This window comes from Phreatobacter sp., assembly GCF_052440005.1.
In the GTDB taxonomy this organism is placed as follows: domain Bacteria; phylum Pseudomonadota; class Alphaproteobacteria; order Rhizobiales; family Phreatobacteraceae; genus Phreatobacter.
The window spans coordinates 23,888-43,921 of record NZ_JBQVQL010000012.1; the positions used below are offsets into that span (position 1 = coordinate 23,888).

At 68.2% G+C, this 20,034-nt stretch carries 22 protein-coding genes; 12 read left to right on the forward strand and 10 right to left on the reverse strand.

What is annotated here, in order from left to right; translation table 11 throughout:
• Positions 1 to 56: 56 nt before the first annotated feature.
• The 4 genes from ACT6XY_RS04915 to ACT6XY_RS04930 all read right to left on the reverse strand — a co-directional run bounded on the left by ACT6XY_RS04915 (position 57) and on the right by ACT6XY_RS04930 (position 4,548).
• Entirely contained in the window at positions 57 to 830 is a 774-nt protein-coding gene (locus tag ACT6XY_RS04915) for an amino acid ABC transporter ATP-binding protein (RefSeq protein WP_444747212.1), read from the reverse strand.
• Positions 831 to 868: 38 nt separating this feature from the next.
• Complete coding sequence (locus ACT6XY_RS04920) at positions 869 to 2,182, reverse strand: amino acid ABC transporter permease (protein WP_444747213.1); 1,314 nt, start codon at positions 2,180 to 2,182, stop codon at positions 869 to 871.
• A 10-nt stretch (positions 2,183 to 2,192) separates the two neighbouring features.
• Positions 2,193 to 3,386, reverse strand: a complete 1,194-nt coding sequence (locus tag ACT6XY_RS04925; protein ID WP_444747252.1) for an amino acid ABC transporter permease — start codon at positions 3,384 to 3,386, stop codon at positions 2,193 to 2,195.
• A gap of 136 nt (positions 3,387 to 3,522) precedes the next feature.
• Positions 3,523 to 4,548, reverse strand: coding sequence for an amino acid ABC transporter substrate-binding protein (locus ACT6XY_RS04930; RefSeq protein ID WP_444747214.1), 1,026 nt, complete (start codon positions 4,546 to 4,548; stop codon positions 3,523 to 3,525).
• A 231-nt stretch (positions 4,549 to 4,779) separates the two neighbouring features.
• On the opposite strand from ACT6XY_RS04930, the gene metC reads away from it, so the two are divergent.
• Positions 4,780 to 5,961, forward strand: coding sequence for a cystathionine beta-lyase (gene metC / locus ACT6XY_RS04935; RefSeq protein WP_444747215.1), 1,182 nt, complete (start codon positions 4,780 to 4,782; stop codon positions 5,959 to 5,961).
• Between the two features lie 2 nt (positions 5,962 to 5,963).
• On the opposite strand, the gene ACT6XY_RS04940 is transcribed toward metC, so the two are convergent.
• Positions 5,964 to 6,845: a phosphatase PAP2 family protein gene (locus ACT6XY_RS04940; protein ID WP_444747216.1), complete on the reverse strand. Its 882-nt coding sequence runs from the start codon at positions 6,843 to 6,845 to the stop codon at positions 5,964 to 5,966.
• A gap of 127 nt (positions 6,846 to 6,972) precedes the next feature.
• Between ACT6XY_RS04940 and ACT6XY_RS04945 the strand changes: the two genes are divergently transcribed.
• From ACT6XY_RS04945 to ACT6XY_RS04955, 3 genes are all read left to right on the forward strand, one after another.
• Positions 6,973 to 7,509: a VUT family protein gene (locus ACT6XY_RS04945; protein WP_444747217.1), complete on the forward strand. Its 537-nt coding sequence runs from the start codon at positions 6,973 to 6,975 to the stop codon at positions 7,507 to 7,509.
• A gap of 84 nt (positions 7,510 to 7,593) precedes the next feature.
• Positions 7,594 to 8,376, forward strand: coding sequence for an SDR family NAD(P)-dependent oxidoreductase (locus tag ACT6XY_RS04950; protein WP_444747218.1), 783 nt, complete (start codon positions 7,594 to 7,596; stop codon positions 8,374 to 8,376).
• 131 nt (positions 8,377 to 8,507) lie between these two features.
• Entirely contained in the window at positions 8,508 to 9,416 is a 909-nt protein-coding gene (locus ACT6XY_RS04955; protein WP_444747219.1) for an MBL fold metallo-hydrolase, read from the forward strand.
• 4 nt (positions 9,417 to 9,420) lie between these two features.
• Here ACT6XY_RS04955 and ACT6XY_RS04960 read toward each other — a convergent pair whose 3' ends face one another.
• Genes ACT6XY_RS04960 through soxA form a run of 5 tightly spaced genes read right to left on the reverse strand, consistent with a single transcriptional unit; the run spans position 9,421 to position 12,856 of the window.
• Positions 9,421 to 10,530 (reverse strand): YeeE/YedE family protein, encoded by a 1,110-nt coding sequence (locus tag ACT6XY_RS04960; RefSeq protein ID WP_444747220.1) that lies wholly within the window; start codon positions 10,528 to 10,530, stop codon positions 9,421 to 9,423.
• Between the two features lie 38 nt (positions 10,531 to 10,568).
• Positions 10,569 to 10,970, reverse strand: a complete 402-nt coding sequence (locus ACT6XY_RS04965; protein WP_444747221.1) for an ArsR/SmtB family transcription factor — start codon at positions 10,968 to 10,970, stop codon at positions 10,569 to 10,571.
• A complete protein-coding gene (locus ACT6XY_RS04970) occupies positions 10,967 to 11,368 on the reverse strand; it encodes a hypothetical protein (protein ID WP_444747222.1) in 402 nt (133 codons plus the stop codon). Before ACT6XY_RS04970 ends, ACT6XY_RS04965 begins: the two co-directional genes overlap by 4 nt.
• Before the next feature lie 12 nt (positions 11,369 to 11,380).
• Positions 11,381 to 12,022 (reverse strand): sulfur oxidation c-type cytochrome SoxX, encoded by a 642-nt coding sequence (gene soxX / locus ACT6XY_RS04975; RefSeq protein ID WP_444747223.1) that lies wholly within the window; start codon positions 12,020 to 12,022, stop codon positions 11,381 to 11,383.
• 12 nt (positions 12,023 to 12,034) lie between these two features.
• Positions 12,035 to 12,856 (reverse strand): sulfur oxidation c-type cytochrome SoxA, encoded by an 822-nt coding sequence (soxA, locus tag ACT6XY_RS04980; protein WP_444747253.1) that lies wholly within the window; start codon positions 12,854 to 12,856, stop codon positions 12,035 to 12,037.
• A gap of 205 nt (positions 12,857 to 13,061) precedes the next feature.
• Between soxA and soxY the strand changes: the two genes are divergently transcribed.
• The 8 genes from soxY (at position 13,062) to ACT6XY_RS05020 (ending at position 19,865) form a co-directional block, all read left to right on the forward strand.
• Complete coding sequence (gene soxY / locus ACT6XY_RS04985) at positions 13,062 to 13,526, forward strand: thiosulfate oxidation carrier protein SoxY (RefSeq protein ID WP_444747224.1); 465 nt, start codon at positions 13,062 to 13,064, stop codon at positions 13,524 to 13,526.
• Positions 13,527 to 13,540: 14 nt separating this feature from the next.
• Positions 13,541 to 13,870: a thiosulfate oxidation carrier complex protein SoxZ gene (gene soxZ / locus ACT6XY_RS04990; RefSeq protein ID WP_444747225.1), complete on the forward strand. Its 330-nt coding sequence runs from the start codon at positions 13,541 to 13,543 to the stop codon at positions 13,868 to 13,870.
• A gap of 59 nt (positions 13,871 to 13,929) precedes the next feature.
• The gene (gene soxB, locus ACT6XY_RS04995; protein WP_444747226.1) at positions 13,930 to 15,627 is read left to right on the forward strand and encodes a thiosulfohydrolase SoxB; all 1,698 of its coding nucleotides are present in this window, start codon (positions 13,930 to 13,932) and stop codon (positions 15,625 to 15,627) included.
• 29 nt (positions 15,628 to 15,656) lie between these two features.
• The gene (soxC, locus tag ACT6XY_RS05000; RefSeq protein WP_444747254.1) at positions 15,657 to 16,952 is read left to right on the forward strand and encodes a sulfite dehydrogenase; all 1,296 of its coding nucleotides are present in this window, start codon (positions 15,657 to 15,659) and stop codon (positions 16,950 to 16,952) included.
• Positions 16,936 to 17,646, forward strand: coding sequence for a c-type cytochrome (locus tag ACT6XY_RS05005; protein WP_444747227.1), 711 nt, complete (start codon positions 16,936 to 16,938; stop codon positions 17,644 to 17,646). The genes soxC and ACT6XY_RS05005 overlap by 17 nt, the downstream gene beginning before the upstream one ends.
• A complete protein-coding gene (locus tag ACT6XY_RS05010) occupies positions 17,643 to 17,972 on the forward strand; it encodes a c-type cytochrome (protein ID WP_444747228.1) in 330 nt (109 codons plus the stop codon). Before ACT6XY_RS05005 ends, ACT6XY_RS05010 begins: the two co-directional genes overlap by 4 nt.
• Before the next feature lie 81 nt (positions 17,973 to 18,053).
• On the forward strand, positions 18,054 to 19,328 hold the full coding sequence (locus ACT6XY_RS05015) for an FCSD flavin-binding domain-containing protein (RefSeq protein ID WP_444747229.1): 1,275 nt from the start codon (positions 18,054 to 18,056) through the stop codon (positions 19,326 to 19,328).
• 138 nt (positions 19,329 to 19,466) lie between these two features.
• On the forward strand, positions 19,467 to 19,865 hold the full coding sequence (locus ACT6XY_RS05020; protein WP_444747255.1) for a c-type cytochrome: 399 nt from the start codon (positions 19,467 to 19,469) through the stop codon (positions 19,863 to 19,865).
• The last annotated feature ends 169 nt before the right edge of the window (positions 19,866 to 20,034 follow it).

Genomic DNA, 20,034 nt, shown 5'->3' on the forward strand with positions numbered 1-20,034 from the left:
CGAACGAAGAAGGGCGCCTCGGGGCGCCCTTCTTGCGTCGGCAGGCGCAATAAACCTCAGTGCAGGATCTGGCTGAGGAAGAGCTTGGTGCGCTCGTGCTGCGGGTTCGAGAAGAAGGCAGCCGGCTCGTTCATCTCGATGATCTGCCCGTAGTCCATGAAGATCACCCGGTTCGCCACCTGCCGGGCGAAGCCCATCTCGTGGGTGACGCAGAGCATGGTCATCCCCTCCTCGGCGAGGCCCACCATCGTGTCCAGCACCTCCTTGACCATTTCCGGGTCGAGGGCCGAGGTCGGCTCGTCGAACAGCATGATCTTCGGGCTCATGCATAGCGCGCGGGCGATGGCGACGCGCTGCTGCTGGCCGCCCGAGAGCTGGCCGGGATATTTCAGCGCCTGCTCAGGGATCCGCACGCGCTTGAGGTAGTGCATGGCCACCTCCTCGGCGTCCTTCTTGGGCATTTTCTTCACCCAGATCGGCGCCAGCGTGCAGTTCTCCAGGATCGTGAGATGCGGAAAGAGGTTGAAGTGCTGGAACACCATGCCGACCTCGCGGCGGATCTCGTCGATCTTCTTCAGATCGTTGGTCAGTTCGATGCCGTCCACGACGATCTTGCCCTGCTGGTGCTCTTCCAGCCGGTTGATGCAGCGGATCATGGTCGACTTGCCCGAGCCCGAGGGGCCGCAGATGACGATGCGCTCGCCGCGGTGGACGGTGAGGTTGATGTCCTTCAGCACATGGAACTCGCCGTACCACTTGTGCATGCCGGTGATGGAGACAGCGACCTCGTTGGTCGTCGTCGGCATCTTCGCGATGGAAGAACTGGCCATGCGGAACTCCTGAAATCCAGTCTGGCGGAGGGCCGCTCTTAGCGGCGGCGTCCGGTGTTGAGGCGGTTCTCGACGAAGATCGAGTAGCGGGACATGAAGTAGCAGAACGCGAAGTAGATGATCCCCGCGAAGGCGAAGCCGGTGTAGAGCGTGACGGGGCTCGCCCATTGCGGATCGGTGAAGCCCGCGCGGATGCCACCGAGAAGATCGAAGATCGCCACGATCGAGACCAGCGTCGTGTCCTTGAACAGGCCGATGAAGGCGTTGACGATCCCCGGGATGACCAGCTTCAGCGCCTGCGGCATGACGATGAGGCTCATCATCCGCGGATAGTTGAGGCCCAGCGCCATGGCGCCCTCGAACTGGCCCTTCGGGATCGCCTGCAGGCCGCCGCGGATCGTCTCGGCCATGTAGGCGCCGGAGAAGATCGACACGCCCACCAGCACGCGCACCATGGCGTCCGGCGAGCGCTCGAGGAAGAGCGGCAGCATGTAGGTGGCGAAGAACAGCACGGTGATGAGCGGCACGCCGCGCACCAGCTCGATCACCGCAACCGACAGGAGGCGGATGATCGGCATCTTCGAGCGCCGGCCGAGCGCCAGCGCCACGCCGATGGGCAGCGCCGCGACGATGCCCGTCGTCGCCACGACGAGGGTCACGAGCAGGCCGCCCCACTGCCGCGTCTCGACCACCGGCAGCCGCGGCACGTCGAGGAGGCCGGTGCGGACCAGCAGAAGAAGGAGGACGCCGACCACGATGGCCGCGCCGCCCGCCTGCAGGAACAGGAGGTTGGGCGGCCCCTCCACCCGGCTCATCAGGTAGCCGACCACGAGGGTGATGCCGCCGAGGATCGCCAGCCAGCCGATGACGCTCAGCCACGGATTGATGAGCGAGCCGCCATAGAGGAGGTTGAAGGCGAGGATCGGGAAGGCGCCGAAGAAGAGCACTGCGTTGAGCGGCTTCTGCGGCACAGCAGGAATCAGCAGCGGCACCAGCAGCGCCACGGCGACGCCGTAGGTCAGGTTGACCCGCCAGCGTTCGTCCATGGGGTAGAAGCCGTACATGAACTGGCCGAACTTCGCCCAGACGAAGGGCCAGCAGGCCCCGACCGACCGGCCGACCTTCTCGTCGAGACAGGCGTCGCGGTCGGCACCGGTCCACACGGCCCGGATGATGGTGAAGTCGATGAAGGCCCAGAGCAACGTCACCGCGATATAGGCGCCGACGACGGTCAGCAGCGCCTGGAGCGGGCTGGACAGGAGATTGGCGCGCACCCAGCCCCAGGGGCCGACGAGGCTCGCCGGCGGCGGCAGGGGCTGCAGCAGTTCCGAACGGGTGAAGGAAGTGGTCATCGCCGCGCCCTCACCGCTCGACCAGCGCAATGCGCTGGTTGTACCAGTTCATGAAGATGGACGTGACGATGGAGATCGTCAGGTAGCAGCCCATCCACATGGCGATGATCTCGATCGCCTGGCCCGTCTGGTTGAGGATCGTGCCGCCGACCGACACCATGTCCGGATAGCCGATGCCGACGGCCAGCGACGAGTTCTTGGCGAGGTTCAGGTACTGGCTGGTGAGCGGGGGGATGATGACCCGCAGCGCCTGGGGAACCACGATCAGGTTGAGGATGCGGCCCTCTGCGAGGCCGAGCGAGCGGCCCGCCTCGGTCTGGCCGTAGCTGACCGCCTGGATGCCGGCGCGCACGATCTCGCCGATGAAGGCGGCGGTGTAGGCAACCAGCGCGAGGGTGAGCGCGACGAATTCCGGGATCAGCGTCATGCCGCCGGTGAGGTTGAAGCGGCCCTGCTGGGCATAGTCGAAGGAGATCGGCATCCCGCTGAGGAAATAGGCGAGAATCGGCAGGCCGATGATGAGACCCGCCATGCTGGCCGCCACGGGGAACTGCTCGCCGGTGGCCGCCTGGCGCTTGTAGGCCCAGGAGCGGACGAAGAAGGCGATGACGATGCCGGCCACCAGGGCGATGCCGATGGCGCCCGATCCCGCCTCGAAGATCGGCCGCGGCACGGTGATGCCGCGCTGGTTGGCGAAGAACAGGCCGAACAGCGAATGGGAATTGCGCGGTGTCGGCATGGAGGCGAGCACGGCGAGGTACCAGAAGAGGATCTGGAACAGCAAAGGCAGGTTCCGGATCACCTCGACGTACCAGTAGGCGATCTTCGAGATCACCCAGTTGGGCGAGAGCCGCGCCACGCCGACGACGAAGCCCAGAAGCGTCGCGAAGAAGATGCCGACGACGGCCACGAGGAGGGTGTTCAGGAGGCCGATCAGGAAGGCCCGCCCGTAGGACATCGATTCGGCCCAGGGGATCGGCGTCTGCGAGATGCCGAAGCCTGCCGTCTGCTCGAGGAAGCCGAAGCCGCCGGCGATGTTCTGGTTGCGCAGGTTGGTCACCGCGTTGGTGACCGCCGTGAAGATCACAAAGACGAGGAGCGCCAGGGCCAGTCCCTGAAAGATCAGGCTCCGCGTCTTCGGATCGTTGAAGAACGCCACTTTGGGCGCACCTGTCGCGCGAGCCGGCAACGTGCCGTCCGTCATATTCGCCATCCCCTGCTCTGGCCCGGCGAGTGCCTCCTCGATGGAAGGCGGTTGTCTTCGCCGGAATACCGTCCCGGATCGTGGACCCGGGACGATGATCGTGTCTAGTCGCTCAGCGCCGATATTTTAAGCGCGCTCAGCGGATGGGCGGAGCGTACTGCAGGCCGCCCTTGGTCCACAGGGCGTTCAGGCCGCGCGAGATGCCGAGACGGGTCGACGGACCGACGTTGCGGTCGAAGGCCTCGGCATAGTTGCCGACGTGGCGGACGATGCGGACCACCCAGTCCTTGGTCAGACCGAGGGCCTCGCCGCCATTGCCCTCGACGCCGAGCACGCGCCGGATCTCGGGGTTGGTCGACTGCATCATCTGGTCGAGATTGGCCTTGGTGATGTTGAGCTCCTCGGCCGTGATCATGGCGTAGTGGACCCATTTCACGACGTCGAGCCACTGGTCGTCACCGTGACGGACCACCGGGCCGAGCGGCTCCTTGGAGATGATCTCCGGCAGAACCACGTGGTCGTCGGGCTTGGCGAGCTTCACGCGCTCGGCATAGAGGCCCGAGGCGTCCGTGGTGAACACGTCGCAGCGGCCGGAATCATAGGCCTTGATCGTCTCGTCGGCGCTGGCGAACACCACCGGCTCGTACTTCAGGTTGTTGGCCCGGAAGAAGTCGGCGACGTTGAGCTCGGTGGTGGTGCCGGTCTGCACGCAGACCGAGGCGCCGGAGAGTTCGCGGGCGCTCTTCACGTTGAGCGACTTGCGGACCATGAAGCCCTGGCCGTCATAGTAGTTGATGCCGGCGAAGTTCAGGCCGAGCGAGGTGTCGCGCTGCAGCGTCCAGGTGGTGTTGCGCGACAGCACGTCGATCTCGCCGGACTGCAGGGCGGTGAAGCGGTCCTTGGCCGAGAGCGGCGAGAAGCGCACCTTGGTCGGGTCGTTGAAGATGGCGGCGGCGAGAGCGCGGCAGAGGTCGACGTCGAGGCCCGTCCAGTTGCCGGCGCTGTCCGGCATGGAGAAGCCGGCGAGACCCTGGGTCACGCCGCACTGGACGAAGCCCTTGTTCTGGATGTTGCGGAGCGTCGAGGGCGCCTGAGCCAGCGCAGCCGTGGCGCCGAGGCCGAGCGCGGCTCCGAGCGCGAGCGTTGAGACGATACGTTTCATGGTGGCAGCCTTTCCCACTCTGAATGTGGATTGTTTGTTGTCTTTGCGGGCACCTGGAAGGCACCGTCGTCGAGGACATTCATCCCGAAGACCCCGCATTTCTGCATCTCAGGCCATCTCGCCTGCGGGGTCAAGGGCTTGACGGGAGACCATTTCGCCGCGGAAATGGCCGCGCCCCCGCCGGGGGAGAATCTTTCCTTCTGACGACTTTCCCAACAATTCGAGGCAGGTATGGCTGGCTCTTCCGATTCCAAGCGCCTGTCTGAGCGCACGCGACTCGTCCTCGGCGGCCGCAAGCCGGCCGAGCAGTTCGGCTTCGTCAATACGCCGATCTACAGGGGCTCAACGGTTCTCTACCCCACCTACGAGGAGTTGAAGGCCCGCCGCCAGAAGTACGTTTACGGGACCAAGGGAACGCCGACGACGCGCGCCCTCGAGGAGGCCTGGACGGACCTTTCCGGCGCCGCTGGCACGGTGCTGGTCCCCTCCGGCCTCGCCGCCATAGCGATCGCCCTACAGTCCTGCCTCAAGGCCGGCGACCACATGCTGGTCACCGATTCCGTCTATCGCCCGACCCGGCAATATGCCGACGGCGTCCTGAAGCGCTTCGGCATCGAGACGACCTATTACGACCCGCTGATCGGGGCCGGGATCACCGACCTGATGCGGCCCAACACCACGGTGGTCTTCACCGAGGCCCCCGGCTCCCAGTCGTTCGAGATGCAGGACATCCCGGCCATCGCCGCCGCCGCCCATGCCAAGGGCGCGCTGGTGGTGATGGACAACACCTGGGCGACGCCCCTCTATTTCCCGCCCCACGAGCGCGGCGCCGACATCGCCATCGAGGCCGGCACCAAGTATCTCGGCGGCCATTCCGACCTCCTCATGGGCCTCGTCACCGCCAATGAGCGCGCCTGGCCCATGCTGAAGGAGACGGCCGAGCTGACCGCCGTCGGCGCAGGGCCGGAGGATTGCTTCCTCGCCTTGCGCGGCCTGCGCACCATGAAGCTGCGCCTCGACGAGGCCAACCGCCAGGGCATGGCCATGGCGGAATGGCTGTCGCAGCGCCCCGAGGTGAAGACGGTGCTGCACCCCGCTTTCCCCTCCCATCCCGGCCACGCCATCTGGAAGCGCGACTTCAAGGGCGCGTCCGGCCTCTTCTCGGTCATCCTCCATCCGCTGACCGAACGGCAGATCGGCGCCTTCCTCGACGGGCTCGAACTGTTCGGGATGGGTTATTCCTGGGGCGGCTACGAGAGCCTCGTCGTGCCCTTCGACTGCGCACCCTACCGCACCGCGACCACTTGGAACCCCGGCGGCACGGCGCTGCGCTTCCAGATCGGGCTCGAGGACGTCGCCGACCTCCAGGCCGACCTCGCCGCCGGCTTCGAGCGCGTGAAGGCGGCCGGCTGACCTCAGCCGGCGAGGCGTCCGACCATCCGGCCGAGCGCCTGCCGCACCCGCCGCGCCGGCATGGGGAACGGCCGGCGTGACGGCCCCGGCGTGAACACGATGGCACGGCGCGCGAACCAGTCGCGCGTCATCAGCGTGAACCAGGCACCCCAGAGCGAGCCGACGACGATGTCGGTGAAATAGTGCGCGTCCACCGCGATCCGGCTGAAGGCGACCACCGCCGCCGCGGTGATGAAGGCCTTGCGCCAGCGCGGAAACAGCGCCGCGAACGCCAGACCGATGGCGAAGGCCGTCTGTGAATGGCCCGAGGGAAAGCTCGCATAGGACGACGCCCAGCTCGGAAACTGGAAGTGCAGTGCGCCGAACTCCTCGAAATAGCGCGGCCGGCCGCGGGCGATGATGCGCTTGACGATGGTGATGATCAGGCCCGAGCCTCCGACGGCGATGAACACGAAGGCGAGCCTTGCGGCGAGCGCCAGCATCACCTTGTCGGCGAAGCCACGCACCGGGCGCACCACCGTGAAGATGACGAGGATGGCGACCCCGCTCGGGATCAGCACCCAGGCGGACTTGCCGACATCGGTCACCGCCTCCCAGACGATGGCGCTGGTTCCCGACGTATAGGCCCTGACGCCCTGGAAGATCGGGTCGAGATAGGCCATGCCGGCAAGGATCAGCGCCAGCGCCAGGAGGGCGGCGCAGAAGCGCTCGGCGCCACTGTCGAAGAGGTGAAGCGCCGGCGACGCGCCGGGCCGCACCGGGCGGAACAGGCGCTGCAGCGCCCCGGCGAAGGTCGCGCCGAGATGGCCGAGAATGCGCCGCGGTCCGCGACCAGCCTCAGGGGCGGCATGGGAGGCGGGCTGGGGTGGGCTCGACGGGGTCATGGCGACGGTTTAGGGCATTCGCGGCCGCGGGTCACGACCCCGCCGGCGGCAGAGTTGCGCAGTTGAGGGATGACGGGACGCGCCCTTGCCGTTATGGAGGCGCCTTCCCCTGAACGCGTTTCTGGTCATGCTCGGTTATCTCGCCCTCGCCGGCTTCGTCGCCACCATTCCCGCCGCCAACTGGCTCATCGCCAATGCCGGCACGGTCTGCGTGCCGAACGGCCCCTGCCTTATCCCTGTCGGCTTCGGGCTGATGGCGCCGAGCGGCGTGCTGATGATCGGCCTCGCCCTGGTGCTGCGCGACCTCGTGCAGCGCCGGCTCGGCGTGCTGTGGTCCCTCGCCGGCATCGTCTTCGGCGCGGCCCTCTCCTGGGCGGTGGCGGCCCCTGCCCTGGCGCTCGCCTCCTGCGCTGCCTTCCTCTTCTCGGAGCTGGCGGACACCGCGGTTTACACGCCGCTGGCGAAGAAGCGCCTCATCGCCGCCGTCTGGGCCTCGAGCCTCGTCGGCACGGTCATCGATTCCACACTCTTCCTGTGGCTCGCTTTCGGCTCCGTGAGCCTCCTGCCCGGCCTCGTGCTCGGCAAGATCTGGATGGTGGCGGCCGCGACCCTCGTGCTCTGGATCATGCGCCGCCGCGATCCCGCAGCCTTCGCCCCGCGCTGAGTTCCCCCTCTTCCGCACGGCCGTATTGACGGCGGCGCCTGCCGGCAGGTCCGATGGCGCCCCTCAGCCGCGCGAGGATGCCCCATGTCGACCCTCTTCGATCTCTCCGGCCGCGTCGCCGTCGTCACGGGCGGCAACGGCGGCATCGGCCTCGGTATGGCAGAGGCGCTGGCCGGCAGCGGCTGCGCCGTGTCGATCTGGGGCCGCAACGCGGAAAAGAACGAGGCGGCGGTGGCCCGGCTGAAGGCGACCGGCGGCCAGGTCTCCGCCCGTTTCTGCGACGTCGCCGACCGCGCCTCCGTCGAGGAGGCCTTCGCCGCGACCCTCGCGGAGTTCGGCCGCGTCGACGGCCTCTTCGCCAATGCCGGGATCACGGGACGGACCAAGGGCCCCTTCATCGACCGCGACATGGACGACTGGCGCCGCGTGATGACGGCCAATGTCGAGGGCGTCGCCCACTGCTTCCAGCTCGCTGCCCGCCACATGGTGGAGCGCGCCAAGGCCGGCGACCCCTACGGCCGGCTGGTGGCAACCTCCTCCGTCGCCTCCATCGAGGGGGCGGCGCAGAACGAGCACTACGGGGCCTCCAAGGGCGCGGTGAATTCCTTCGTCCGCGCCGTGGCGGTGGACCTCGCGCGCCACGGCGTCACCGTCAACACGGTGCTCCCCGGCTGGATCGAGACCGACATGACGGCGGGCGCCTTCGCCGACGAGCGCTTCGTCAAGGCGGTTTCGCCGCGCATCCCCGTCCGCCGCTTCGGCACACCGGCCGATTTCGGCGGCATCGCCGTCTTCCTGATGAGCCGCGCCTCGTCCTATGTCACCGGCCAGACCCTGGTGGTCGACGGCGGCTACAGCATCTTCTAGCCGGCTCCGCACGATCATCGCGGGCCCCGCCCGATCGCCTGGGCCCGCGCTGCGCCATGACCGGCATATATTTCCATATGCGAATGCAAGTACGATCCGCTACCCTGTGGCAAAGACCACGGGAGGACGACATGCAGCTGACACGACGGACCCTTATCGGCACGACGGCGGCGCTGCTCGCCGCCGGCCCGGCCCGCGCCCAGGTCGCGAGCACCCGGCTCGGCGCTGCCGAACTCGCGGTGCTCACCGACGGCACCATCACCCTGCCCGGCAGCATGCTCGCCAGGGACGCTCCCCGGGACGAGGTCAACGGCCTCCTGACGGCCGCCGGCCTGCCGACGGACGAGGTGACCAACGCCCTCAACGTCCCGGTGCTCAGGACCGGCGACGAGCTCGTCATGTTCGACACGGGCGCCGGGCGGAACTTCCTCCCCACCACCGGCCGCCTTCCCGATTCCATGGAGCGTGCCGGCATGGACCCGGCCCGGGTGAAGCACGTGCTCTTCACCCATGCCCATCCGGACCACCTGTGGGGTGCCCTCGACGAGTTCGATACGCCCGCCTGCCCGAACGCGACCTATCACATCGCCCAGGCCGAATGGGACTTCTGGTTCGACGCGGGCGTCTACGGGCGCCTGCCGGAGGACCGCCACGCCTTCGCCGCTGGCGCGCAGCGGGTGCTCAAGGCTCTCGAGCCGCAGTTGAAGCGCTTCAAGCCGGGCGAGGAGGTGGTGCCCGGCATCGCCGCCATCGACACGGCCGGACACACGCCCGGCCACGTCTCCTTCGAGGTGCGACTCGGCGGGGATCCCTTCGTCATCGTCGGCGACGCCTTCACCCACCCGGTTCTGTCCTTCGCGAGGCCCGACTGGACGACCGGGTTCGACCAGGACGGTGCGACGGCCGCCACCAGTCGTCGCCGTCTTCTCGGCAAACTGGCCGCGGAGAAGTTGCACTTCTCGGCCTATCACCTGCCCGGCGGCGGGCTCGGCCGGGCCGAGGCGAACGGGAGCGCGTTCCGCCTGCTGCCCGCGGCCTGACCGGTCACTCGGCGGGCCAGCGCCGGCCGTCTGCGCGGCGCGTCAGCGCCCGCACCCACTCGATCGTCGACCCCTCCAGCAGGATCGCAATGCCGATCCGCGCGCCGAGCACCATTCCGATCACCGCCACGGGCCAGGACACCGCGAGCAGGGAGCCGGCGGTCAGGCCCTGGCCGATGGTGCAGCCCCCGGCCAGGACGCCGCCGACCCCCATCATGGCGGCGCCCGCCAGGTGGCGGCGCATTTCCTGCTGGTCGTCGAAAGCCTCCCAGCGGAACTCGCGCGCGTGGAGGGCAGCGGCCGCTGAGCCGAGGATGACCCCGAAGACGGTCATGATGCCGAAATCGATGAGAAGTCCCTCCCCCGTCGCCAGCGCGAAGAGGGCACGCGCCACCGGCGCAACGAAGGTCAGGCTCTGCACCCGGATCTCGCTCGCGAAGGGATCGGCCAGCGGCCCGGTCACCGCCCAGCCGGCGACGACCCCGATCCCGAGGACGACGGCAGCGGTGAGGAGGCGCGGCGAGCGCCGCAGGCGCACATCCCGCAGCGCCGCCACGAGGAGCCCGGTCGCCACCACGGGACCCGCCAGATGGCGCGAGAGGGGGCCGAGCCAGGTCGCGAGGAGGTCCGGATAGGAGCCGGTCGTGCCGGGCGGAAGCGAGAGGGCGACCGCCTCCACGGTGCCGATCCGCAGGCCCGCCAGCACGCCGCGCAGCACGGCATAGGCGAGGACAGCGAAGACCAGCAGCGTCACCAGGCTGCGCAGGTCACCGGTGCCGAGCCGCACCAGCGAGCCGAAGGCGCAGGTGCCCACCAGCGCCATGCCGAGGCCGAAGAGAATGGCGCCTGCGAAAGTGCCGAGGAGCGCAAGTCGCGCAGGAACATAGGTCGTGCTGGCGGGATCGAAGCCGAGGAACACCACCAGCGCCTGGACGCCGAGGATCGCGATGGCGAGCGACAGGCCAAAGGCCTTGAGCCGCCGCCAGTTGCCGCCGACGAGCGCATCCTCCACGGCGCCGAAGGTGCACAGGCGGGCCCGCTGGACGGTGAACCCGCATGCGAAGCCCACGGCGAGCCCGGTCAGCCCGACGGCGATGGCCGCAAGCCCCTGCATTCGTCCTCCCTCGGGAGCGGCGAGCGCCCCCGTCTTCGTCAGGCGCCCGGTGTTCCGGGTCGGCGCGGGGCGGCCGCACGGCCGCCGCCGCAGAAGATGTCGTACACGACGCGGATGACCTGCCGCACGTTCTCGTTGGCGAGGCTGTAATAGATCGTCGTGCCCTCGCGGCGGGTGGTGACGAAACCGTCGAACCGCAACCGCGCAAGCTGCTGCGAAACCGTGGGCTGGCGAAGCGACAGGATGGTCTCGAGTTCACCCACCGAGCGTTCCTTCTCGGCGATGAGGCACAGGAGCAGGAGACGGCTCTCATGGGCCAGCGCCTTCAGGAAGTCGCTGGCGTCGCGGGCGTTGCGCATGAGCTGTTCGAGCTCGATGGAATACTCCTCGCCGTCGCGCAGCGCGTCCTCGATCGCCTTCGAAACGATGGTCTCTGTCATCCTGGCTGTCCCTGCGGCGGCTTCGGCGCCTCCGTGCCGGACCGTTCTCGGTGGTCGCGCACCATCTTGGTCAGGAGGCCCCAGAACGTCGACGCGTCAATATAGCCGATCACGCGGCCAATTTCCCGTCCATCGTCGACCAGCACGAAGGTCGGGGAGTAGTGCACCGGCATGGCGAGACCCAGCCCCTGGGGCTGGCCCCTGTCCAGGTTGATCCGCCGGAGGGGGGCGAGGCGGCCCTCCTCCGAGGCTTCGTAGGCGGGTGCCACCTCCCGGTTCCAGCGCAGGCACCAGGGGCAGCCCGAACGCTCGAACATCAGGAGTTCGAGGGCCGCCGCCGGCTGCACCGGCACGATGCCGAGGCATCCGAGCAGAACCAGCCAGCGGAGAAGGCGCATGGGCGTGCTCGCTCAGGGCTGGTTGACCGGCGACTGGCGGTCGAACAGATAGGCCAGCACGTCCTTGATCTGGTCGATCGTCAGCACTTTCGACGACCCGAAGCGCGGCATGTTCGAACAGGCGACGACGGCCTGGGCGTTGAAAATCTTGATATAGGCGTCGCGGATCATTTCCGGATCGTAGTTCCGCTCCCGCCCATAGCCGGCGAGGCTCGGCCCCAGCGTACCGTAGCTGACCTCCTTGGGGTCCATCTGATGACAGGCGTAACAGTTGCCGCCAGCGACCGTACCCGCCGGGTCGGAGAACTGGAACCCGCGGCCGTTGTTGGCAACCTGGAAGCCCTTGCGCCAGTCGCCGAGGAAATTGCCGTCGGGCGGCAGCACCACCGACGCGCGCTCGCGCGCCTGGATGGCGTCTGCTTCGGCGCCCGACACATGATTGCGCCGGTCGGTACAGGTGCGCTGGGTCGGATCGAGTTCGGCGCGCGCGCGCCATTCCGGCGACACCCGCTGGAACATGCCGCTGATCAGAGCATCCATCCTGGCGGGATCGGCGGCGGGCCGGTCCTGCGTCGCGGCGGGAGTGATGGCGAGTACCGTGCCGCAGGCGATGAGGGCCAGGGCGCGGAGAAGGGAGGACGGGAACGTGACCATTGGGCCCTCCGCTCAGCGCTTGATGGAGGGAACGGTGATCTCACCGCCCGCCGCCTGGACATTCAGGAACATCTGGAGGGCCGTCAGGCCGTCCGAGGCATAGGCCGGCTCCGGCCAGCGCTGCTGGCGGAAACAGTCCCACAGGCGATGCTGCATCGTCCTCAGCGCGCTCTGGGAGACGCGGTAGGTCGGCCAGGAGCCCATGGTCTCCTGCGCCTGCTTGCCGGGCGCGGAGAAATCGGGAAGCCCCTGCAGGCGGATGCGCTTGCCGGGTTCCGCATGGCAGGTGGCGCAGGAGAAATCCATCGCGCCGGCGCGGCGGTAGAACATCGCCTCGCCCATCGCCGTCATCTCGCGCTCGCGCGGATGGGAATTCTGCGGCGCGATGCGCATTCCGTTGGACTTGTTGGCGATGAAGGCGACGAGATCCTCCATGTCCGAGGCGCGCCCGGGCCCGGAGAATCGGCGCCGGATGACGTCGGCCGTGTCCAGCCCCTGGATCTTCTCCATGCACCAGAGCAGACGCTGCTCGAGATCCATCACGCGGTCGGCGTCGGCGAAGAAGCGCGGCAGCTTGGCATAGGCGCCCTCGAGCTTGCCCGGCCCCTCGCCCAGATCGCAGGTCTCGAGCGAGACCGCCTTGGTGCCGCGTGCCTGCGCCCAGAGCACTTCGCCCCGGTCGACCGCCAGATAGCCCGGATTGGCCATCGGATCATTGATCATCGCGCGGTAGCGCTCGATCTCCCGCTCACTCTCGTCCTGCGTCTGCGCCAGCGCGCCGGCGATGCCGGCACAGGTGGCTGCCGCCGCGACGAGGGCCCGTATCCCCGTCATCCGACCCATGGTAGTCTCCTCCGTGATCTCCCCGGTCGCTCTCTGGCGGAGCGATCCGATAGGCGTCGTCTTTCGCGCTTTACATTCACGAAAAACTATATTCCTATATATCGAAGCTTGCAGGCATGGACCTGCGGCGTCAAGAAGAAGATCGAACGGTTCCGGAAGAGGACCGTCGGGTTGGAAACCACGAAGGAGGTCCCCTATGGCGGGTCCAGTCGTCTATCGGACGAGACGCAGCGTATTGCGCATGGCGGCCCTCGCGGCGGCCGCTTCCATCATTGCGCCGAGCCTGTCGAGGGCCGATGCCAAGGCCGTCGAGGCCGAGATCAAGAAGCTCTACGACGGCAAGACCATGGCCGAGGGCCGGGTGAAGCTGGACGTCCCGCAGATCGCCGAGAACGGTCTCGTGGTGCCCATCACGGTCGACGTCGAGAGCCCGATGACCGAGCAGAACTACGTCAAGGCGGTGCACGTCTTCGCCGACGGCAACCCGCTGCCCGGCGTCTTCACCTTCCGCTTCTCGCCGCTGTCGGGCCGGGCTTCCGCCTCCACCCGCATGCGCCTCGCGCAGACGCAGAACATCGTCGCGGTCGCCGAAATGTCTGACGGAACGCTGTTCACCACCAAGGCCGAGGTGAAGGTCACCATCGGCGGCTGCGGCGGCTGAGGGAGGAAAGAACCATGTCGACGAGACCCACTCCCCGCGTTCGCGTGCCCGGCAACATCAAGGCCGGCGATACGGTCGAGGTGAAGACCCTCATCTCCCACGAGATGGAGAGCGGCCAGCGCCGCGGCCAGGACGGCAAGCCGATCCCGCGCAAGATCATCAACCGCTTCACGGCGACCTTCAACGGCAAGCCGGTCTTCGACGCCGACTGGCATGCCTCGATCTCCGCCAATCCCTACCAGTCCTTCTTCTTCAAACCGTCGGAGAACGGCGAACTGAAGATGGTCTGGAAGGACGACGACGGCTCGGAATACACGGCGACGAGCCGCATCACCGTCAGCTAGGCGACAGCCGGGCGCGGCTTCTCCGCGCCCGCACCGCCCTTTCCGCGACAGGACATCCCATGATCTCGCGCAGGCACTTCCTGCATGCGACGGCGGCTGCCCATGCCCTGGCCATGGCCTCGGGTCTGGGTCCGCTCGGCCGCGCCGCCGCCCAGCAGCGCCTGACGGAGGCGGACATCCTCCGCTTCGAGCCCCTGGGGCAGGTGACGATCCTCCACGTCACCGACATCCATGCCCAGCTCGTACCGCTCCATTTCCGCGAGCCCTCGATCAATCTCGGCGTCGGCCCCGCCAAGGGCAAGCCGCCGCACCTCACCGACCAGGCCTTCCGCGATTTCTTCCAGGTCGCCAACGGCACGGCCGAGGCCCATGCCCTCACCGCCGACGACTTCACCCAGCTTGCGCGCACCTACGGCCGTATGGGCGGCATGGACCGGGTGGCGCGCCTGGTCTCCGCAGTGCGCGACGAACGCGGCACCGACAAGGTGCTGCTGCTCGACGGCGGCGACACCTGGCAGGGCTCCTGGACCTCGCTCCAGACCCGCGGCGACGACATGGTCCAGGTGATGAATGCCCTCGGCGTCGAGGCCATGACCTCCCATTGGGAGTTCACCTATGGCGAGGACCGCGTGAAGGAGCTGGCGGAGAAGTCGAAGGCCGCCTTCCTCGCGCAGAACGTCCGCGACAACGAATGGCAGGAGGCGGTCTTCGAGCCACGCAAGGTCTTCGAGAAAGGCGGCGCCAGGATCGCCGTTATCGGCCAGGCCTTCCCGCGCACGCCGATCGCCAATCCCCGCTGGATGATCCCCAAATGGGAGTTCGGCCTGCGCGAGGAGGACGTCCAGAAGCAGGTGGACGAGGCCCGTGCCGACGGCGCCGACGTGGTGGTGCTTCTCTCCCACAACGGCTTTGACGTCGACGCCAAGCTCGCCACCCGCGTCAACGGCATCGACGTGATCCTCACCGCCCATACCCACGACGCCATGCCCGGTGTGGTGACGGCCGGCCGGACGATCCTCGTCGCCACCGGCTCGCACGGGAAGTTCGTCTCCCGCCTCGACCTCGACATCCGCGACAGGAAGATCGCTGGCTATCGCTACAAGCTGATGCCGGTCTTTTCCGACGCCATCCGGCCCGACGCGACCATGGCGGGGCTCATCGACACCATCCGCAAGCCCTTCGCCGCGGCGCTCGGCGAGGAGATCGGCCGCACCGACAGCCTTCTCTACCGGCGCGGCAACTTCAACGGCACCTTCGACGACCTGATCGCCGAGACCATGCTCGCCGAGCGCGACGCCGAGATCGCACTGACCCCCGGCTTCCGCTGGGGCGGCACGCTCCTGCCGGGCGACCCCATCACCTTCGAGGCGATCTCCAACGCCACCGCCATCACCTACCCCGCCTGCTACCGGATGGAGATGACCGGCGCCCAGCTCAAGGACGTTCTCGAAGACGTCGCCGATAACATCTTTCACCCCGACCCCTATTTCCAGGGCGGCGGCGACATGGTCCGCGTCGGCGGCGTCGGTTACGCGATCGACGTCTCGGCAACCATGGGCCGGCGCATCTCCGACCTCACACTGCTGAAGTCCGGCAAGCCGCTCGAGGCCTCGAAGGCCTACACGGTCGCCGGCTGGGGGAGCGTCAACCAGGGCACCCAGGGCCCGCCGATCTGGGACGTGGTCAAGGCCCATGTCGGCCGCCGGAAGACCGTGCGCATCGAACCCAACTCTGCCGTGAAGGTCAGCGGCGCATGACGAGGATCACCATTCCCCAGGAGACCGCCATGACGGATGCCGGCATGACGACGCGCGAGACCGCGCGGCTCGACAGGCGAGGCTTTCTCGGAGCAGCCGGCCTCGCCGGCGCAGGCCTCGCCGCCACGGCGACGGGCCTGAAGGCCGCGCCGCCCGCGACCCCCGACCCGCTGATCACCACCGTGCAGGACTGGTCACGCGTGCTCGGCGACGGCGTGCAGGCGCGCCCCTATGGCTCGCCATCCCAGTACGAGAAGCACGTGGTGCGCCGCGACGTCGAATGGCTGACGGCGAGCCGCGAATCCTCGGTCAATTTCACGCCGTTGCACGAGCTGGACGGCATCATCACGCCGTCCGGCCTTTGCTTCGAGCGGCACCACGGCGGCATCGCCGAGATCGAGCCGGGCAAGCACCGCCTGATGATCAACGGTCTCGTCGACAAGCCGATGGTCTTCACGGTGGAGGATCTCAAGCGCTTTCCCGGCCGGCAGAACCACGCCTATTTCCTCGAATGCGCCGCGAACTCCGGCATGGAATGGCGCGGCGCCCAGCTCAACGGCTGCCAGTTCACCCACGGCATGGTCCATAACGTCTGGTACACCGGCATTCCGCTGAAGGCCCTGCTGGACGAGGCCGGCGTCAGGACGAACGCCAAGTGGCTGCTGGCGGAGGGCGCTGACTCCTCGGGCATGACCCGCTCCATTCCCCTCGAGAAGGGCCTGAAGGACTGCCTCGTCGTCTGGTCGATGAACGGCGAGGCGCTGCGCCCCGAACAGGGCTACCCGGTCCGCCTGGTCGTTCCCGGCTGGGAGGGCAACATGTGGGTCAAGTGGCTCCGCCGCATCGAGGTCGGCGACCAGCCCTGGCACCAGCGGGAGGAGACGTCGAAATACACCGATCTCCTCGCCGATGGGCGCTCGCGGCGTTTCACCTTCATCATGGACGCCAAATCCGTGGTGACGAACCCCTCCCCCCAGGCGCCCTTGAGGCACAAGGGGCCGAACGTCCTCTCCGGCCTCGCCTGGTCGGGCCGCGGCCGCATCAGCCGCGTCGACGTCTCGCTGGACGGCGGGCGCAACTGGCGCACGGCGCGCATCGACGGCCCCGTCATGCCGATGTCGCTGACCCGCTTCTACGTCGACTTCGACTGGAACGGCCAGGAGATGATGATCCAGTCCCGCGCCATCGACGAGACCGGCTACGTCCAGCCGACCAAGGACGAGTTGCGCAAGGTGCGCGGGGTCAATTCCATCTACCACAACAACGGCATCCAGACCTGGCTGGTGCACGCCAATGGGGAGACCGAAAATGTCGAGATCGGCTAGGCTCCTCGCCGCAGCGACGCTTCTCGCCGGCCTCGCCGGTACGGGCATGGGTCTCGCCCAGCAGCGTCCCGCGGCAGCTCCCGCCCCCACGGCTGCGGCTCAACCGGCCAAGACCGGGCTCGGTCGCGAGGCCCACCAGGCCGAGGTTGCCGCCTGGTCCATCGCCGTGCGCCCGGACGGCCAGGGGCTGCCGCCCGGCCGTGGTTCGGTCAAGCAGGGCGAGGACATCTTCCAGACGCAGTGCGCCGCCTGCCACGGCGAGTTCGGCGAGGGCGCCGGACGCTGGCCGGTCCTCGCCGGCGGCCGCGGGTCCCTGAAGGGCGAGAACCCCGAGAAGACCCTCGGCTCCTTCTGGCCCTACCTGTCGACGACCTTCGACTACGTCCGCCGCGCCATGCCCTACGGCAATGCCCAGTCGCTGTCCAACGACGAGGTCTATGCGCTCACCGCCTACATCATGTTCCTCAACGACCTCGTGCCGGAGAGCTTCGAGCTGACCCGGGAGAACTTCACCTCCATCCCCATGCCGAACGTCGGCGGGTTCTACGACGACGACCGCGAGACGAGCGAACGGGCGTTCTGGAACCCCAGCCCCTGCATGACCGACTGCCGGCCGACGCCGCCGCGCGTCACCGGCCGCGCCCGCGTCATCGACGTGACGCCCGAGGGGCGCAGCGGGCCGAGGGTCGAATGACGAGACGCCGGCGATCCCCCGCGCTGGCCTGGCTCGCCCTCCTGCCGGTCGCTCTCTTATCCCAGCAACCTGCGCAAGCGGGAGACCGCGCGCTCGGCGAATATCTGTCGGCCGAGTGCGTCACCTGCCACCAGATTTCGGGCCGGCAGGTTGGCGGCATCCCCGCCATCATCGGGCTGCCCGAGGAGGCCTTCGTCGCGCTGATGGAGAGCTACCGGCGGCGCGAGCGCGACAATCAGGTCATGCAGGCCATGGCGGCGCGGCTCTCGCCTGAGGAGGTGGCGGCCCTCGCCGCCTATTTCGGCGGGCTCAAGCCCCGGAACTGATGCTCGGCCCGATCCAAAATCGGGTAGGGTTTGCCGTAAGGCCGGAGCAACCGGTCCACGAACGACAAGGGAGGACGACCAATGACGATCCATCGCAGGCAATTCCTGGCAGCGGGCGGCGCCGTGGCGGCCGTGGCCCTCGGCGCGCCGGCCGTCCTCGGCCAGGCGCGGGCGCGCGTCGTCGTGGTGGGTGGCGGCCCCGGCGGCGTCACCGCCGCCAAGTACATCGCCAAGGACGCGCGCAACGCCATCGACGTCGTGCTGGTCGAGCCGCAGCGCCAGTTCACCACCTGCTTCCACTCGAACCTCTACCTCGGCGGCTATCGCTCCTTCGAATCCATCACCCACGGCTACGACGCGGTCTCGGCGGCCAACGGCTTCCGCACGAACCACCAGATGGCCACGCGGGTGGACCGCGAGAAGAAGGAGGTGGTCCTCGCCGACGGTTCGCGCCTCGGCTACGAGCGGCTCGTCCTGTCGCCCGGCATCGACCTGAAATACGATTCGGTGCCCGGCTGGGGTCGCGAGCACGAGGAGACCATGCCCCACGCCTGGCGGGCGGGTCCCCAGACCCAGCTCCTCAAGGCGCGGCTCGACGCGGTGCCGGACGGCGGCGTCATCGTGATGATCGCCCCGCCCAACCCCTATCGCTGCCCGCCCGGGCCCTACGAGCGCGTCTCGATGATGGCGCACGTGCTGAAGGCCTCGGGGCGGACGCGGGCCAAGATCATTGTCCTGGACCCCAAGGAGAGCTTCTCCAAGCAGGGTCTCTTCCAGGAGGGCTGGGAGAAGCACTATCCCGGCATGGTCGAGTGGATCGGCCCCAAGGTTCACGACGGAATCAAGTCGGTGGACCCGAAGACCAACACCGTCGTGACCGGCTTCGAGAATTACGAGAAGGTGGCGCTCGTCAACGTCATCCCCGCGCAGATGGCGGGCGCCATCGCCCGCGATGCCGGCCTCGCCAACGGCTCGGGGTTCTGTCCCATCGATCCGGCCAACATGAAGTCGGCGAACGACACGAGCATCTACATCCTCGGCGACGCCTGCATCGCGGGCGACATGCCGAAATCGGGTTTCTCCGCCAACAGCCAGGCCAAGGTCGCGGCCCTGATGGTGCGCGGCGAGCTCGCCGGCGCCCGCACCTTCCCGGCCCGCTACGCCAACACCTGCTGGAGCCTCATCGAAACAGATGACACGGTGAAGGTCGGCGGCCGTTACGAGGCCAAGGACGGCAAGATCTCCGCCGTCGAGACGTTCATTTCAAAGACCGGCGAGACCTCCGAGCTGCGCAAGCAGACCCAGGAGGAGAATATGGGCTGGTATGCAGGGATCGTCGCCGACATGTTCACCTGAACCGCTCGGCCACGAGCCGCGTTTCTATCGAGGGGGATGGCGCTCGCCGCCATCCCCCGAGCTTCCACGCAAAGGACCACACCCATGCGCATCGCCATCGCCGCGCTCTTCGCCTCGGCCACCATGCTCTCCCCCCTGATGGCCCAGGCCCCGACCCCTCCGGCGGCTGCACCGGCCGCACCCGCCGCGGCTCCTGCCGCGGGCGATGCCGCGGCAGGCGAACGCGTCTTCGCCCAATGCCGCGCCTGCCATCAGGTCGGTGAAACCGCCCGCAACCTCGTCGGCCCTAATCTGAACGGCCTGTTCGGTCGCCAGGCTGGCAGCGTGGCGGGCTTCAACTATTCACCGGCCTTCAAGACGCCAGCCGTGGCGGAGAAGGTCTGGTCGCCGGAGAATTTCGCCGTCTACATCCGCAATCCCCGCGAGGTGACGCCGGGAACGCGGATGGTCTTCGCCGGCATCCGCAGCGAGAACCAGATCGCCGACCTCATCGCCTACCTCCGGCAGTTCGGCGCCGACGGCAAGCGCACCCAGTAAGGCCCGACGGGCCCGCTCCCGGTCGGGGGCGGGCCCGCCGCCAGGCTGACCGCCGCGACACGTCCTCCCTCCCCGGCCGGCCGCCAGCCTTGAACCCCCGGGCGAAGTCCGGTCTACTGCCCGCCGGAAGGAAATGCCGGACCGCCGAACAGCGCCGCCAGAGCGCGAT